Source organism: Fundicoccus sp. Sow4_F4 (genome assembly GCF_052116145.1).
GTDB lineage: Bacteria > Bacillota > Bacilli > Lactobacillales > Aerococcaceae > Fundicoccus.
Genome location: NZ_JBQKLQ010000007.1, coordinates 99,486 through 113,627 on the forward strand (window position 1 = coordinate 99,486; position 14,142 = coordinate 113,627).

A 14,142-nucleotide genomic window follows, 5' to 3' on the forward strand; every position below is an offset into this window, starting at 1 on the left:
TCTATCTTTCAGACTTTAGTAATATATAATTGCTTATAATTCAAAGAACGCTTGACGTTCAAGATAAACAGCTTTTGCACCATTTATATAATCTAAAATGATTTCTTGAACACTTTCTTCTTTAGTAATTAACCCAGCGATTTGACCTGCCATCATCGAGCCTGTTTCAGTATTACCTTCAACAACAGCACGTCTTAATGCACCTTTTGCCAACTCTTCTAGTTTTTCAAAATCAGGATTTTCTTTCCCGGTTTCTTCTTTTTCAACTTGTAAGTATTGGGTTGTGAGCTTATTACGTAACACTCTAACTGGGTGACCATTAATTTGACCAGTAACTACTGTATCAATGTCACTCGCTTTTAAGATCGCATTTTTAAAGTTAGGATGAGCATTTGACTCTGTAGAAACAACAAAGCGAGTCCCAACTTGAATTCCCTGAGCACCAAGCATTAATGCTGCTGCTAGAGAACGTCCGTCTCCAAAACCACCTGCTGCAATTACAGGAATCGAAACAGCGTCCACAACTTGAGGTAGTAGCGTAAGAGTCGTCAATTTCCCAATATGACCCCCTGCTTCCATCCCCTCAACAACAATGGCTGTAGCACCAATTCGTTCCATTCTTTTAGCTAATGCAACGGAAGCTACAACAGGAATCACACTAATACCTGCTTCTTGAAAGCGAGTCATGTATTTCCCAGGGTTACCCGCACCTGTTGTAATAATTTTAATACCTGATGCGATTAAATAATCAACCACTTCTTCAACATGTGGGTTTAATAACATCACATTGACCGCGAACGGTTTGCTTGTTTTACTTTTCATGTCTTCGACTTTTTTCTGCACAAGTTCAACTGGATCATGACCAGTACCTATTACGCCAAGACCACCCGCATTTGAAACAGCGCTGGCTAAATCTGCATCTGCTACCCAAGCCATTGCGCCTTGCACGATTGGGTATTCAATATTTAATAATTCTGTGATCGCTGTTTTCATGTTTATCTTCCTTCTTTAATTAAGCTTCTAGACTTTCGATGTATTTAACTAAGTCTTCAACTGTTTTTAAGTTTTGGTCAGTATCAATGGTAATATCTAATTCGTCTTCGATTTCGCTGATGATTTGGAATACATCTAAACTGTCTGCTTTTAAATCGTTCTCGAAGTCAGTTGCTAATGCTACTTCACTCGCTTCAATACCTAATTGATCCACAATAATTTCTTTTACTTTTTCGAATACCATAATAATTTTCCTCCAAATATTTGTTTTTTTTATAGTTTAATACTGATATTTCCCCACGCTAAGCCGCCACCAAAACCACACATTACGATTGTTTGAGAACCGTCTAAAGCCAATTTATTATCTTTCACAAGTTCGTCTAGTAGAACCGGTATACTTGCTGCCGATAAATTTGCGACTTTTGATATGTTTGATGGTATTTGTGTTTGTGAGATTTTAAGCTTTTTAACAATTATATCTAACAAGCGTTGATTAGCTTGGTGGCAAATCAAATAGTCATAATTTTCAACACGTTCTGTCATGAAGTTCCCAAGAGACTTAATCACTGTACGATTAACAAAATTAAAGACGTCACGCCCTAGCATGCTCATGACATTTTTGCCTTCTGCATTAGGATTAACAGCGATGGATAACTTATCATCTTCTATCGCATGTAGTTCGCTTTGATAATTTGGCAAGCCAGTTCCATCATGTTTAATTAGAACGGCACCCGCTCCATCACCAAACAATACCGCTGTACTTCGATCAGAAAAATCTAAAATCTGACTCATCTTCTCAGCACCAATCACTAAAGTGTATCCTTCAGTTTTTGATCGTGACATTTGTTCTGCTATATCCAGTGCCATAACAAACCCACTACATGCTCCGCTGACATCAAAGCCCCAAGCGTCGTTGATTCTTAATGCTGCTTGAACTTGATTAGCAACTGATGGTGTAGGCGCATTAGCCGACATCGTTGCTACAACAATCAATTTAATCTCTTGTACAACGTCAGTTTCAAGTTTTGAAAGTAAGTCTTGTGCAGCTTTCGTGGCGAGATTAGCAACTGTTTCGTCTTTTAGGGCGAAATAGCGCTGTGTAATACCTGAACGCTGTTCAATCCACTCATGGGATGAGTCGATTTGAAATTGTTCGATTAATTGATCATTCGTCAGAACTGTTTCTGGCAAGTAAGAGCCTGTCGCAATAAGTTTACTCATGATATCTTCCTTTTATTTCGTTTTGGTTTTCGTTTTGGTTTTCATTTCATCTAAGAATGAATGTAGATTTCTTAAGCCTTTTTGAAGAGCTAAAGCTTCTGTTTCATTCAATCCTGATAATGTTTGGTGGACCATGTTGAGATGGAATTTCCGATGAAGTCGATACAGCAATTTTCCGCGTTTAGTTAAACGTAAATTTACTACACGTCGATCTTCTGGCAACCGCACTCTTTCCACATAGCCTTTTTTCACTAAATTCTGAACAGACACGGATAAAGTTCCGACTGTCACACTTAATTTCTTCGCGACTTCGGATGAACTTAATTCAGCAGTCAAACCAATCGCTTCAATTGTATGCATCTCTTTTATTGTTAAGTCAAAGAATTCACTTTCTTTTAATGCGCTCTCTTCAATTAACAAAATTTCATTGAAAATCATAACTAAATATTCATTAATCTCATGAATGGTCTCAAATTCCAAATACGTCACCTCATTCCAAAAATATATGTTTTGATTATCAAACTATTTGATGTTCAAAGTTTATTATAGCTAAGATATTTTGTCAACCAATATAATGGTTAAATATTTCCTAAGTAAAAAGGAACGTCATTAAAATGCAACTTGTAATCGTGTTCATTTTTTATAAGAATATATAACAATAAAAATAGTGCTAACTACTTTAGAGTAATTAGCACTATTCTTTAGATTAATCCTTTTACAAAAAATTAAACGACACCATGAATTAACATTAATTCGACTGTTTTTTCGAATGACGCAATGTCAGCGCCTGATGCATAATCTAACCCTAAGTCGTATGTTTCACAGGCAGTTAAACAACTTTGGAAAATACTCTTCATAATTCCTTGCAATGTTTCGTCCACTTGTTCTTGCGTCCATCTTTGACGCATAGAGTTTTGACTCATCTCTAATGCTGATACTGCGACCCCCCCAGCATTAGCTGCTTTACCTGGCCCATAATAGATACCGTGTTGTTTGTAGATTTTCACAGCTTCTGATTTACTTGGCATATTGGCACCTTCAGCAACGAATTTCACACCGTTAGTTGCTAAACGCTGTGCTTGATTTGCATCAATCTCATTTTGAGTGGCACACGGTAGAGCAATATCCGCTGTCACATCTAAATCCCAAACAGATCCTTCAGCGTGGGTTACTGCTGGATATTTGTCCAGATATTTAGCAATTCTTTCCCGTCCAGATACCTTTAGTTCATAAACTAATTCTAAGTCGATACCATTCTCGTCATAAATTGCACTGTTAGAATCACTCATCGAAACAACGATACCTCCAAACTCTTGAACTTTACGCGCGGCATAGTATGCAACGTTTCCTGATCCAGAAATCATGACACGTTTACCTTTTAAGTTGTCTTCTACTTGCCTTAACATTTCGTTCAAGAAGTAAACAAGACCGAAACCAGTCGCTTCTGTCCTTCCTAGACTTCCTCCCGCCGGAATTGGTTTGCCTGTTAGAACACCTGCTTCTGGACCATTCAAACGTTTATATTGTCCTAAGAAATAACCAATTTCTCGTGCACCAACACCAATGTCTCCTGCTGGAACATCCACATCTGGTCCTACGTAACGTGCTAATTCTGTCATAAAACTTTGACAAAAACGCATCACTTCTTGTTCTGATTTACCTTTCGGATCAAAATCAGCTCCACCCTTACCGCCACCTATCGGTAGGCCTGTTAGGCTATTCTTAAATATTTGTTCGAAGCCTAAGAACTTTAGAATGCTCTGATTTACGGTTGGGTGGAAACGAATCCCACCTTTATACGGACCAGCTAAAGAGCTAAATTGCACACGGTAGGCACGATTTACTTGGACTTGGCCACTATCATCTACCCAAGGTACTCGGAAAGAGATAATTCTTTCTGGTTCAGTAATTCTTTCTAAGACGGCTTGTTTTCGATAATCTGGGTTAGCAAGAATAACTGGTTCAATTGCATCTAAGAACTCTTTGACAGCTTGCAAAAACTCTCCCTCATGTGGATAAATTGCCTCTAGCTTCTCATAGACCTCTTGTGTATATTTTTTTTCGTTCACTTAATTCACTCTCCTTATACCAATCAAATATTTTAGTGTTGAAGCAAAAATAACATTTTCCTACTATAATAATAGTCTGAAATGGTTACTTATCTTTCACTTCAAAATTATAGCATAGATTCATAAAAATTAAAATTCTCTCATTAAGCATTGTTATTTTTAATTTAGTCCGGTAGTTTGCATATTTTGGTATAAATACTGAGACTATGATAATTAATGACATTATTTATGCTATAATGAGTGAGTAAATTTCGAATATAAAGGAGACATCTCAATGATTAATGCATCAGACTTAAAGGCTGGTATGACTTTTGTTCAAGACGGAAAATTAATTAAAGTTCTTGAAGCTAGTCACCACAAACCAGGTAAAGGTAACACAGTAATGCGTATGAAACTCCGTGACGTACGTGGTGGGGGAACATACGAAACAACTTTCAGACCAAACGAAAGTTTCGAACGTGCTTATTTAGATTCAAAAGCTGTTCAATTCTTGTATGCTATGGATGACACTGCTCATTTCATGGATTTAGAGACTTATGAGCAATACGAAATCCCAACTGATTCTATTGAAAATGACATGTTATACTTATTAGAAAATATGGATGTCAAAATTCAATTCTTCGGCCACGAGGTTATTGGAATCGAATTACCAGGTTCAGTTACTTTAACAGTTGTAGAAACACAACCTTCTATTAAAGGTGCTACTGTAACTGGTTCAGGTAAACCAGCGACAATGCAAACTGGTTTAGTTGTAAACGTTCCTGACTTTATCGAAGTTGGAGAAGCTTTAGAAATCAGTACGGCTGATGGTGCTTACCAACGTCGTGCACAAAAATAATTTAAATAAATACAGTGATCTCAGATTTTGAGATCGCTGTATTTTATTTGAAGCGTATTTTTATTTTTAGAAAGTAATCCATATTATTGATAAATGATGGACTTTAAGGTTTGGAATAAAAAAAAGCCACCCCGAAGGATGACGATTGTTTCATTACGTCACAGGCAGGATTCGAACCTGCGACCGTTCGCTTAGAAGGCGAATGCTCTATCCAGCTGAGCTACTATGACTTGTTATTTAACAACTACATTAGTATACGATATAAAGTGAGTTTCTGTCAACCATATCTTTAAAATCGTTTAATTTTTCTTTAAAAATCTCTTCCTAATTTTCGCATTTATAAATTCAAACGCGTATACTACATTTAGGAGGCGAAATTAATGAAAAGAATAGTTTCAGTCCCAATCACAAAAATACTAACGACCATCATTGTACTATTAATTTTGGTTGGAGGCAACTCGAATAGGGTTAAAAGTAACGAATCTTTAGAAAATGCCTCACAAAGTTCACAGAACCAAATAAATTTACAAGTTAAAGATGAAGGTCCGATCACTCAATCACCCGAAGAAATCTTACTGGCGCAAATGAGTCTTGAAGAAAAAGTCGGTCAAGTATTCTTGGCTAGATATCCTGAAACTGAAAGTCTCAAGATGGCTGACGAATATAATTTAGGGGGGTATATTTGGTTTGCTCACGATTTCGAAAACAAAACACCAGAGCAAGTCTTATCAAAAACAACCACTTTACAGGAGAATAATCCAATCAATATGCTGATGGCTGTGGATGAAGAAGGTGGTACCGTCACTCGTATCAGTTTATTCTCTCAATATCGCGAAGAACCATTTGAATCACCTTATGATTATTATCTAAGTGGTTCATGGGATGAAGTCCGTTCTACTGAACAAGAAAAAGCTAATTTACTTAAGAGTTTAGGATTTAATATGAATCTAGCACCAGTAGCTGATGTCACAGTCACACCTGAAGACTTTATCTTTAACCGCTCATTTTCGTCTGATCCTGAGTTAGTTGCTAAATTCATTGAACTTTCCTTAGAAGTTTTTGAGGAAGCGAATGTTGGTGCTGTTTTAAAGCATTTCCCTGGATACGGATCAAACGTTGATACACATATTGGAATAGCGTATGACAATCGAACAATTGACGAGCTAAGAAGCCATGATTTCACTCCGTTTAAAGTCGGAATTGAAAATGATGTGGATGCTATTTTGGTCTCTCATAATGTGATGACTTCGATTGATTTTGAAGTACCCGCTACACTTTCATCAGCTGTCATTAACATCTTACGCGAGAATTTGAATTACAACGGAGTAATTATGACAGATGATTTAATAATGGATGGATTAACTCAATTTGCTAGCGCTCCAGAAGCCGCTCTTCTAGCAATCGAAGCTGGAAATGATTTACTTATCAGTTCTGAGTTGTCGACTCAGTGGCCAGCAGTTTTAGAAGCGGTAAAAAGTGGTCGAATCAGCGAGGAACGGTTAAACACTTCTGTTTTAAGAATCTTAAGATTGAAGCTAAATCTTGGGATTATCGAATAAGTGTCTTGGCGATTTCCAAATAATTTATACTACTCAACTTTTTGAAATAAAAAAGTTCTGACAATCACTCATTCAAAGTGACGTCAGAACTCTTCTTTTTTATAAAAGGGTTGTATCCTTGTCCGAGGACCAAGGTTCTTCTTTATTAATGTGATCATAAAACATAATACCTTTTAAATGATCAAGCTCATGTTGAGTTACTACAGCTAAATAATCACGTAGTTTTAATTCGTATGTGTCTCCTTTAAAATCTTGATATTCAAGACGAATACGCTTCGAACGAGGGACAAGACCTGGAACTTCACGATTCACAGATAAACACCCTTCTCCTTCTTTTAAAGCCGCTTTTTGTACTGAATGGCTAATGATTCGAGGATTAAAGAGTACTTCGCTTATTAAAGGTTCAGTTTCATACCCATCTTCATCATAATCCATCACATGGACTGCAAATATCTGCTTATTGATATTCAATTGAGTCGCTGCCAAACCAACCCCAGCTCTCAAACCGTATTTTTCAGCGGTCTCTTCATCTTGACTATTGATTAAAAATTCTAACATGTCTTTACCTAGTTGGTAAGTATCGCTATCTAACGGAAACTTAACAGGTTCGGCTTGTTTACGAAGAGACGGATGCCCCTCTTCAACGATATCATTCATCGTAATCATACGTTAATTCCCTCCTGCATTGTGGCTATCATCGATTAAGCGTCTACGATAACCAGTTAAAATATAAAATTGATGTTCTTCATTAAAATCAATTGATTCAATCAGTGTCTTCTGGCGATACAACGCCAGTAACTCAGATTCTTCTGGTTGAATTTCAACAGTGAATTTCTCCGAATTATCTAAACTAATTTCCCAAATCTTTTGTTTTAAACGTTCTAAATCGTCTTCATTATATGCTGAGACGAGTATATTTGGAAATAGAGTCGCTTCAAATGATCCATCTTCAATTTTATCGGCTTTATTATAGATAGTCAATACAGGAATATGTTCCATTTCTAAATCTTTTAAAATAGATAGGACAGTCTGTTCATGTCTGTCTTTTGACGGACTTGAAGCATCAACTACGTGTACCAACAAATCAACATAACGCATTTCTTCTAAAGTCGATTTAAAAGCTTGTACTAACTCCGTTGGCAACTCTTCAATGAATCCAACAGTGTCTGTTAAAGTAAAAGCTGTTTGCCCATTAATCGTTAACTTACGTGTTAGCGGATCTAACGTTGCAAAGAGCTGATCTTGAATATAAGTTTCAGTTTCAGTTAGCTTACTTAATATTGTGGATTTACCAGCGTTAGTGTAGCCCACTAGTCCTAGATTAAACTCTCGTCCACTCTGACGACGTATTCGTGTACGCTCACGGTGTTCTTCAAGATTTTCTAATTCTTTTTTAATTGAATTAATTAATGAGCGAATATGACGACGATCAGTTTCAAGCTTGCTTTCACCCGGTCCCCTCGTTCCAATTCCTCCACCTAAACGTGACAAATATTTTCCTTGTCCGTGCATTCTTGGTAATAGAAAATCATATTGGGCTAATTCCACTTGTAATTTACCTTCTCGGCTATTGGCTCTTAAGGCAAAAATATCCAAGATCAATTGGACACGGTCAATGACTCTAACTTCTAACCCCTCCTCAATGTGACGGTTCATACTTGGTGTCAGTTCATTGAAAAAGATAACAAGATCAATTTCTTCAACCTCAATTTGAGCTTTAATCTCTTCTAATTTACCGCTACCTACTGCTGTACGACTATCGAGTCGAGTTAATTTCTGTGTCATGATTTTAACTGGCTCACCGCCAGCAGTTTCTGTTAGTGACGAAAGTTCTTTCATCAACGAAGCGAAATGCTCGTCTGAATACTTTTGTGTTTGCACCCCGACGAGCATGACTCGTTCGGGACTACTTTCAACTTCTATCATATAGTTAATTCACCTAATCCTTTTCGCTTTTAATTACATGTTGCTTTACAATGGATAATGCACTTTCTATCGCAAGTGTTTCATTAGAATTATCAATCCAATGAACTGATTTGAATCGATTTCTAAACCATGTTAACTGACGTTTTGCGTAACGTCTAGAATTTTGTTGAATTTGGGCAATAACGGCTTCCTTAGACATCGTCCCTTTAAAATATGGCCACCATTCTTTATAGCCAATCCCCTTCATGCTTGGCAGAATCTGTCCTTGCGCCTTATCAAATAACCATCTCGCTTCTTGTTCCAAACCACTCTCACTCATTTGGTACACTCTAAAGTTTATTCTATCATATAATTGCGCTCTTGGCCGGTCTAAAAAAATTAGACATTCATTAAAGTTTGATAACTGTTCTTGCTGACTTTTTTGTTCAGAAAATAGTTGACCTGTCGCTTGAATAACTTCTAGTGCTCGAATCGTTCGGCGAATATTTTGATAAGGGATAGATGCGGCTGCACTTGGGTCAACACTCTTTAATTCTTCCCAAAGTGCAAGATCGCCCATTTGTTTTGCACGTGCTTCAATACTCTTTCTGATTTCAGGCTGGCTACTCAATTTCCCACCAAATTCTAGATTATATAACAGACCTTCTAAATATAAACCCGTGCCTCCTACAATAATCGGAAGTTTACCTTTATCCCAAATTTCTTGGATTAAAACAGTCGCTTCCTGTTTAAAGCGACTCGCATCATACTCTTCTTCAACTTCCAATATATCTAGAAGATGATGTCGAATATCGGCCATCTCTTCTTTTGTAATCTTTCCACTGCCTATGTCCAGATGGCGATAAACTTGCATACTATCGCCATTGATAATCTCACCGTTCATTTCTTGTGCTAACTGGATACTTAAGTCTGTTTTGCCAACAGCCGTTGGTCCTCCAATGACAATTACGGGGATTTCTTGTAAATGACTCAACATACTACTCCTTTTTATAAGCTATTCATCGTTTCTCTCAACTTCAATGCCTGTCTTGGATAATCTGTCATAAGTCCTTCAACATTTAACACATCAGATTTAAGCCATTTTTCTATCTCATTACTTTCATTAACTGTCCATAATCGTAAAGGTAATGAGTCAGTGTACGCTTTATCTAATTCTTCTACCAACTTAAAGTGGACATGTAAAGCCGACGGGTCTAAGGATGGAATAAACTTCTGATAAGGCAATAATGGTTCGGCAATCAACAGAGCTAGCTCCGCTTTAGGTTGTAACTCAGCCATACGTTCGATACTTTTCCAATTAAAACTTGAGTAAATTATTCTATAAGCTCTAGGTTTCGCTTCGACTGTCTGCTTAACAAGCTTTTCGATGCCTTCATACTCATGACGGTCGGTTTTAAGTTCGATATTAAGTTCACCGTTGAAAGCTAGTCGATCAAATTCCTCCAACATTTCTTCTAAAGTAGGAATCTTTTCATCGCTCAAGCGATTATCGGGATTTAGCAAATGAAAAGCTTTTATTTCATTCAGTGACATATTAATAATCTCACCTTCACCTGTCGTCGTGCGATCAATCGTCTCATCATGAATAATGATGGCTTGACCATCAGCTGATACATGAACATCACATTCAATGCCGTCTACCCCTAGCTCAATAGCTGATCTAAACGCTTGTAAACTATTCTCTGGAAATTCCGATTTATTACCACGGTGTGCGTAAATTTTGATCAATGATTCGTCTCCTTTGATTGTCCGATTTCTACCTTATTAATGTTTATTTTGATAATCGGTTAATAGTTCTTTTGCGAGCTGTAAGGATGCTTGAGTCAGTACTTTCCCGGACATCATTTGGGCAATCACTTCACTACGTTCTTCATCGTTTAAAGTTGCAACTTGCGTGGATGTTCGTTTATCCGAAACTGATTTTGAAATATACAATTGTTCTTCGGCAATCGCGGCCACTTGAGCTAAGTGGGTAATACACAAGACTTGATGAAACTGGCTAACTTGATGGATTTTTTCAGCTATTGCTTGGGCAACACGTCCAGATACTCCAGTATCGATTTCATCAAATACCATTGTTTTGGCTAAACCAGCCGTTCCAAAAACAGATTTTAGCGCTAACATAAATCGAGAAAGTTCTCCTCCACTAGCAACTTTTACCAATGGTTTCATAGCTTCACCAATATTTGTTGATACGTAAAACTCGATTTGATCATAGCCAAATTCATTGAGTGATAAGAAAATTTCTTGGTTACCTAATTTGAAATCTGAGACATCTTTCAATGCATTATCCGGAATGGCTTTATGAAATTTCACTGAAAATCGACTATTCTCCATGTATAAACCCGCCAATTCTGCTTCAATGCGAGTGACTAACGCTTCCGTTTTGTCTTGTCTAAGTTCATGTAATGCATCAGCTAGTCGTTTAGCTTCAGCGTATGCTTCAATCAGTTGTTTAGATAATTTTTCCATAAATTGTTCTCGATGTTTAATCTGATATATTTCTTCCGCAATTTCGTCATAATAACTTAAAATTTCGGCAATCGACATATTATATTTTCTTTTTAAATGTCCTAATTGGTTTAGGCGACTTTCAACTTCGTCAATCGATTGATCATCGGCTTCACTATTTAGTTCAGTTGCTGCAATTTGATGAGCCAATTCTTGCAAATCATAATTAATTGACTCTATTTGCTCTAGTAAAGCTGGATATGCTTCATCATAAGCGATAATCTCTTGTAACAAAGTAATGATTTGATCGACTTGAGTTAAGACGCTAGTGTCTGATTCACTGAACATCAAATTGATATTCGCAATATTTAAAGATATTTCTTGTGCGCCTTGTAATTTCTTACTTACTTGTTCAAGTTGCTCGTCTTCTTCTAATACCAACTCTGCTTCTTCGATTTCATTTAATTGGAATTCTAAGAAACTTAATCGTTGCATCTGATTACTTTCATTACGTTGGGCCTTTAACCACTCTCTACGCAATTGTTGGTAGTTCGTATAAGCTGTCTGATACTTTCTTGCTGTAGTTGCTAGTGATGTTGCAGCAAACTGGTCTAGTAGATGCAAATGTTGTTGATTATCAAGCAAGGCTTGATGTTCATTCTGTCCATGAATATCCACTAGGAAACTTCCGATTTCTTTTAACAAAGTTACATTGGCTAATTGACCATTCACACGAATAATATTCTTACCGGAATGGTTAATTTCTCTACGTATGATTAACCCGTCTCGTAGGGTGGTTGCTGCATCTAATTCAATACCAAACTTTTCCATAGATTGTAATAATTCATTTGGAAGTTCTTCAAAGCTAAATAAACCCTCGACGGTTAATCGCGATTCGCCATGGCGAATAAACTCGACCGAGCCACGACCGCCGCACAATATTCCTAATGCATCAATAATAATCGATTTCCCAGCACCTGTTTCACCTGAAAGCACCGTCATTCCTTCAGAAAAATCGATACTAATTTGATCAATAATCGCAAAATTTTCAATTGTTAAACTCTCAAGCATGTCTTCACCTATTCTTATCAAAACTGATTACATTGTGGATGATTACAGTAACTTAACTAAAATGTTGAATGTGCCTCTTGAACTACCGCAAGAATATCGATTGCTTTCCAGCTATCATTATTGCTTTGTTTAGTATTCTTTAAATGAGCCAAAAACTCGATGTTCCCTTCCCCACCAGTAATAGGTGAAAAAGTTAAGGCTTGAATGGTAAAACCAATTCTTGAAGTAAACTCTAAAACTTCGGTTACCACATCTTGATGGACCTTTGGATCTTTAATTATGCCATTTTTACCCACACGTTCACGTCCAGCTTCAAATTGAGGTTTGATCAATGCTAACACTGATCCATTCTCTTCTAATATATCTACTAGAGGTGGTAAAATTAATTCTAACGAAATGAAGGAGACATCAATACTTGCAATAGTTGGTAGGCCTTGATTAAAGTCATCACGTGTTGAATATCGAAAGTTTTGTCTTTCCATTACAACTACTCGTTCATCTTGACGTAAAGAATAAGCTAACTGGTTATAGCCTACATCCAGTGCGTAACTCTGCTTCGCTCCAAATTGCAAAGCAGCATCTGTAAAGCCACCTGTTGACGCCCCAATATCTAACAAGATTTGATCCGTCATATCGATATCAAACGCTTTAATCGCTTTTTCTAGCTTTAAGCCACCTCGACTAACATAAGGGATTGTCTTGCCTTTAATGTGCAATTCTTTACTTGCATCTATTTTTTCTCCTGGTTTATCATAACGTTGATTATTCTCATCATAGATTTGTCCTGCCATTATATAACGACGGGCTTGTTCTCTAGATTCAGTTAAACCTGCTTGAACGACTAACTTATCTATTCGTTCTTTTTTCATACTTCTTCACCGCGCTCTACGCTTAATTTATTTAAGAAGAATTCTAATTTCTGGTAATTTCTTCCTGTTTTTTCTGATAATTCATCTAGATAATTTTTAGCTCTCGTAAGCTCTTCGTTTAAGTAAACAATCGCTTGGTCTACGCCAAGAAAAGCTGGATAAGTTTTCTTATCTAGAGCTGCATCGCCTTGAACTTTCTTTCCAGTTTCTTGTTCTGTTCCGAGTACGTCCATCAAATCATTATGAATTTGATAGGCCACTCCGAAATGCTCAGCAAAATGATCCAAAGCTAAACTACTCTCAGTGTCTAGGTTACTAATAATAGCTGCAGCACGTGCTGCAAAAATAAACAACTGTCCTGTTTTTAAATGATGGACTTGTTGCAATTGCTCCAAAGTGATCTCAGTTTTTTCTGCTTCGATATCTTTTAATTGCCCGGCGACCATCCCTTGTGAGCCTGATGCTAAGCTCAACTGTTGAGTTAAACGTATCTTTTGACTATCTGTTAATAAGTCGTCAGACGCAATCACAGCAAAGGCATCTGTTAGTAAAGCATCCCCCGCTAAAATCGCAGTAGCCTCATCAAATTTAATATGGTTCGTTGGTTGACCACGACGTAAATCATCGTTATCCATTGCCGGTAAATCGTCATGGATTAAAGAATATGTGTGGATGTATTCTAAAGCGATAGCTGACTTTAACCCTTTTTTAACATCATCCATTGAGTTAATTTCTAGAATTGCTAATAATAATAATGGTCTTAGTCTTTTCCCTCCATTTTTCAACGAGTATACCATTGGTTTCAACATTTCAATGGGGGTCATCACATAACGAATTTGTTGATCGAGAGCTGCTTCAAATATCTCTCTAAGTACAGTAGTAGAGTTTTTCATTAGACTTGTGCCTCATCTAGTGGGACCTCACCATTTTCAGTCATCATTTTAGCGACTGTTTGCTCAGCTTCAGTCAACGTTTTTTGGCAATATTGACTTAATTCGACACCATTCTTAAACGCAGTTAGAGCGTCAGCTAATGGTAGTTCTCCTTTTTCTAATTGTTGAACAATTTGTTCTAGCTCTTCAATTGCTACTTCAAAACTCTCAGGTTGTTTTACATTTTTTACCGCCATTTATTTCTTCCTCTCA

General features: G+C 37.0%; 15 protein-coding genes and 1 tRNA gene. 2 read left to right on the forward strand and 14 right to left on the reverse strand.

Going from position 1 to position 14,142, the window contains the following annotated elements; genetic code table 11:
* Positions 1-33 precede the first annotated feature (33 nt).
* From fabK to gdhA, 5 genes are all read right to left on the reverse strand, one after another.
* Positions 34-993, reverse strand: a complete 960-nt coding sequence (gene fabK / locus ACTQ5J_RS10690; RefSeq protein ID WP_441752848.1) for an enoyl-[acyl-carrier-protein] reductase FabK — start codon at positions 991-993, stop codon at positions 34-36.
* A 19-nt stretch (positions 994-1,012) separates the two neighbouring features.
* The gene (locus ACTQ5J_RS10695; protein WP_441752850.1) at positions 1,013-1,237 is read right to left on the reverse strand and encodes an acyl carrier protein; all 225 of its coding nucleotides are present in this window, start codon (positions 1,235-1,237) and stop codon (positions 1,013-1,015) included.
* A 29-nt stretch (positions 1,238-1,266) separates the two neighbouring features.
* Complete coding sequence (locus ACTQ5J_RS10700) at positions 1,267-2,214, reverse strand: beta-ketoacyl-ACP synthase 3 (RefSeq protein WP_441752851.1); 948 nt, start codon at positions 2,212-2,214, stop codon at positions 1,267-1,269.
* A 12-nt stretch (positions 2,215-2,226) separates the two neighbouring features.
* A complete protein-coding gene (gene fabT, locus ACTQ5J_RS10705) occupies positions 2,227-2,694 on the reverse strand; it encodes a fatty acid biosynthesis transcriptional regulator FabT (protein WP_441752853.1) in 468 nt (155 codons plus the stop codon).
* 245 nt (positions 2,695-2,939) lie between these two features.
* Positions 2,940-4,283, reverse strand: coding sequence for an NADP-specific glutamate dehydrogenase (gene gdhA / locus ACTQ5J_RS10710; protein ID WP_441752855.1), 1,344 nt, complete (start codon positions 4,281-4,283; stop codon positions 2,940-2,942).
* Between the two features lie 274 nt (positions 4,284-4,557).
* Between gdhA and efp the strand changes: the two genes are divergently transcribed.
* Entirely contained in the window at positions 4,558-5,121 is a 564-nt protein-coding gene (efp, locus tag ACTQ5J_RS10715) for an elongation factor P (protein WP_441752856.1), read from the forward strand.
* Between the two features lie 156 nt (positions 5,122-5,277).
* Here efp and ACTQ5J_RS10720 read toward each other — a convergent pair.
* A tRNA-Arg gene (locus ACTQ5J_RS10720) sits at positions 5,278-5,351 on the reverse strand.
* A gap of 150 nt (positions 5,352-5,501) precedes the next feature.
* Here ACTQ5J_RS10720 and ACTQ5J_RS10725 point away from each other — a divergent pair.
* Entirely contained in the window at positions 5,502-6,680 is a 1,179-nt protein-coding gene (locus ACTQ5J_RS10725; RefSeq protein WP_441752858.1) for a glycoside hydrolase family 3 protein, read from the forward strand.
* A 99-nt stretch (positions 6,681-6,779) separates the two neighbouring features.
* On the opposite strand, the gene def is transcribed toward ACTQ5J_RS10725, so the two are convergent.
* Genes def through xseB form a run of 8 tightly spaced genes read right to left on the reverse strand, consistent with a single transcriptional unit; the run spans position 6,780 to position 14,126 of the window.
* On the reverse strand, positions 6,780-7,346 hold the full coding sequence (def, locus tag ACTQ5J_RS10730; RefSeq protein WP_441752859.1) for a peptide deformylase: 567 nt from the start codon (positions 7,344-7,346) through the stop codon (positions 6,780-6,782).
* Positions 7,347-7,349: 3 nt separating this feature from the next.
* Positions 7,350-8,606, reverse strand: coding sequence for a GTPase HflX (gene hflX / locus ACTQ5J_RS10735; protein WP_441752860.1), 1,257 nt, complete (start codon positions 8,604-8,606; stop codon positions 7,350-7,352).
* A 13-nt stretch (positions 8,607-8,619) separates the two neighbouring features.
* Positions 8,620-9,579, reverse strand: coding sequence for a tRNA (adenosine(37)-N6)-dimethylallyltransferase MiaA (miaA, locus tag ACTQ5J_RS10740; RefSeq protein ID WP_441752862.1), 960 nt, complete (start codon positions 9,577-9,579; stop codon positions 8,620-8,622).
* Positions 9,580-9,593: 14 nt separating this feature from the next.
* Entirely contained in the window at positions 9,594-10,334 is a 741-nt protein-coding gene (locus tag ACTQ5J_RS10745; protein ID WP_441752864.1) for a glycerophosphodiester phosphodiesterase family protein, read from the reverse strand.
* A 36-nt stretch (positions 10,335-10,370) separates the two neighbouring features.
* On the reverse strand, positions 10,371-12,128 hold the full coding sequence (gene recN, locus ACTQ5J_RS10750; protein ID WP_441752866.1) for a DNA repair protein RecN: 1,758 nt from the start codon (positions 12,126-12,128) through the stop codon (positions 10,371-10,373).
* 56 nt (positions 12,129-12,184) lie between these two features.
* The gene (locus ACTQ5J_RS10755; RefSeq protein ID WP_441752868.1) at positions 12,185-12,997 is read right to left on the reverse strand and encodes a TlyA family RNA methyltransferase; all 813 of its coding nucleotides are present in this window, start codon (positions 12,995-12,997) and stop codon (positions 12,185-12,187) included.
* The gene (locus ACTQ5J_RS10760; RefSeq protein ID WP_441752869.1) at positions 12,994-13,890 is read right to left on the reverse strand and encodes a polyprenyl synthetase family protein; all 897 of its coding nucleotides are present in this window, start codon (positions 13,888-13,890) and stop codon (positions 12,994-12,996) included. Before ACTQ5J_RS10760 ends, ACTQ5J_RS10755 begins: the two co-directional genes overlap by 4 nt.
* Positions 13,890-14,126, reverse strand: coding sequence for an exodeoxyribonuclease VII small subunit (gene xseB / locus ACTQ5J_RS10765; protein ID WP_441752871.1), 237 nt, complete (start codon positions 14,124-14,126; stop codon positions 13,890-13,892). Before xseB ends, ACTQ5J_RS10760 begins: the two co-directional genes overlap by 1 nt.
* Positions 14,127-14,142 lie beyond the last annotated feature (16 nt).

Excerpts from the sequence above, each read along its gene's own strand:
- recN (WP_441752866.1), bottom strand. The coding sequence starts at position 12,128 with ATGCTTGAGAGTTTAACAATTGAAAATTTTGCGATTATTGATCAAATT.
- ACTQ5J_RS10755 (WP_441752868.1), bottom strand. The coding sequence starts at position 12,997 with ATGAAAAAAGAACGAATAGATAAGTTAGTCGTTCAAGCAGGTTTAACT.
- ACTQ5J_RS10725 (WP_441752858.1), top strand. The coding sequence starts at position 5,502 with ATGAAAAGAATAGTTTCAGTCCCAATCACAAAAATACTAACGACCATC.
- fabK (WP_441752848.1), bottom strand. The coding sequence starts at position 993 with ATGAAAACAGCGATCACAGAATTATTAAATATTGAATACCCAATCGTG.
- ACTQ5J_RS10700 (WP_441752851.1), bottom strand. The coding sequence starts at position 2,214 with ATGAGTAAACTTATTGCGACAGGCTCTTACTTGCCAGAAACAGTTCTG.
- ACTQ5J_RS10695 (WP_441752850.1), bottom strand. The coding sequence starts at position 1,237 with ATGGTATTCGAAAAAGTAAAAGAAATTATTGTGGATCAATTAGGTATT.
- xseB (WP_441752871.1), bottom strand. The coding sequence starts at position 14,126 with ATGGCGGTAAAAAATGTAAAACAACCTGAGAGTTTTGAAGTAGCAATT.
- efp (WP_441752856.1), top strand. The coding sequence starts at position 4,558 with ATGATTAATGCATCAGACTTAAAGGCTGGTATGACTTTTGTTCAAGAC.
- hflX (WP_441752860.1), bottom strand. The coding sequence starts at position 8,606 with ATGATAGAAGTTGAAAGTAGTCCCGAACGAGTCATGCTCGTCGGGGTG.
- def (WP_441752859.1), bottom strand. The coding sequence starts at position 7,346 with ATGATTACGATGAATGATATCGTTGAAGAGGGGCATCCGTCTCTTCGT.
- ACTQ5J_RS10760 (WP_441752869.1), bottom strand. The coding sequence starts at position 13,890 with ATGAAAAACTCTACTACTGTACTTAGAGAGATATTTGAAGCAGCTCTC.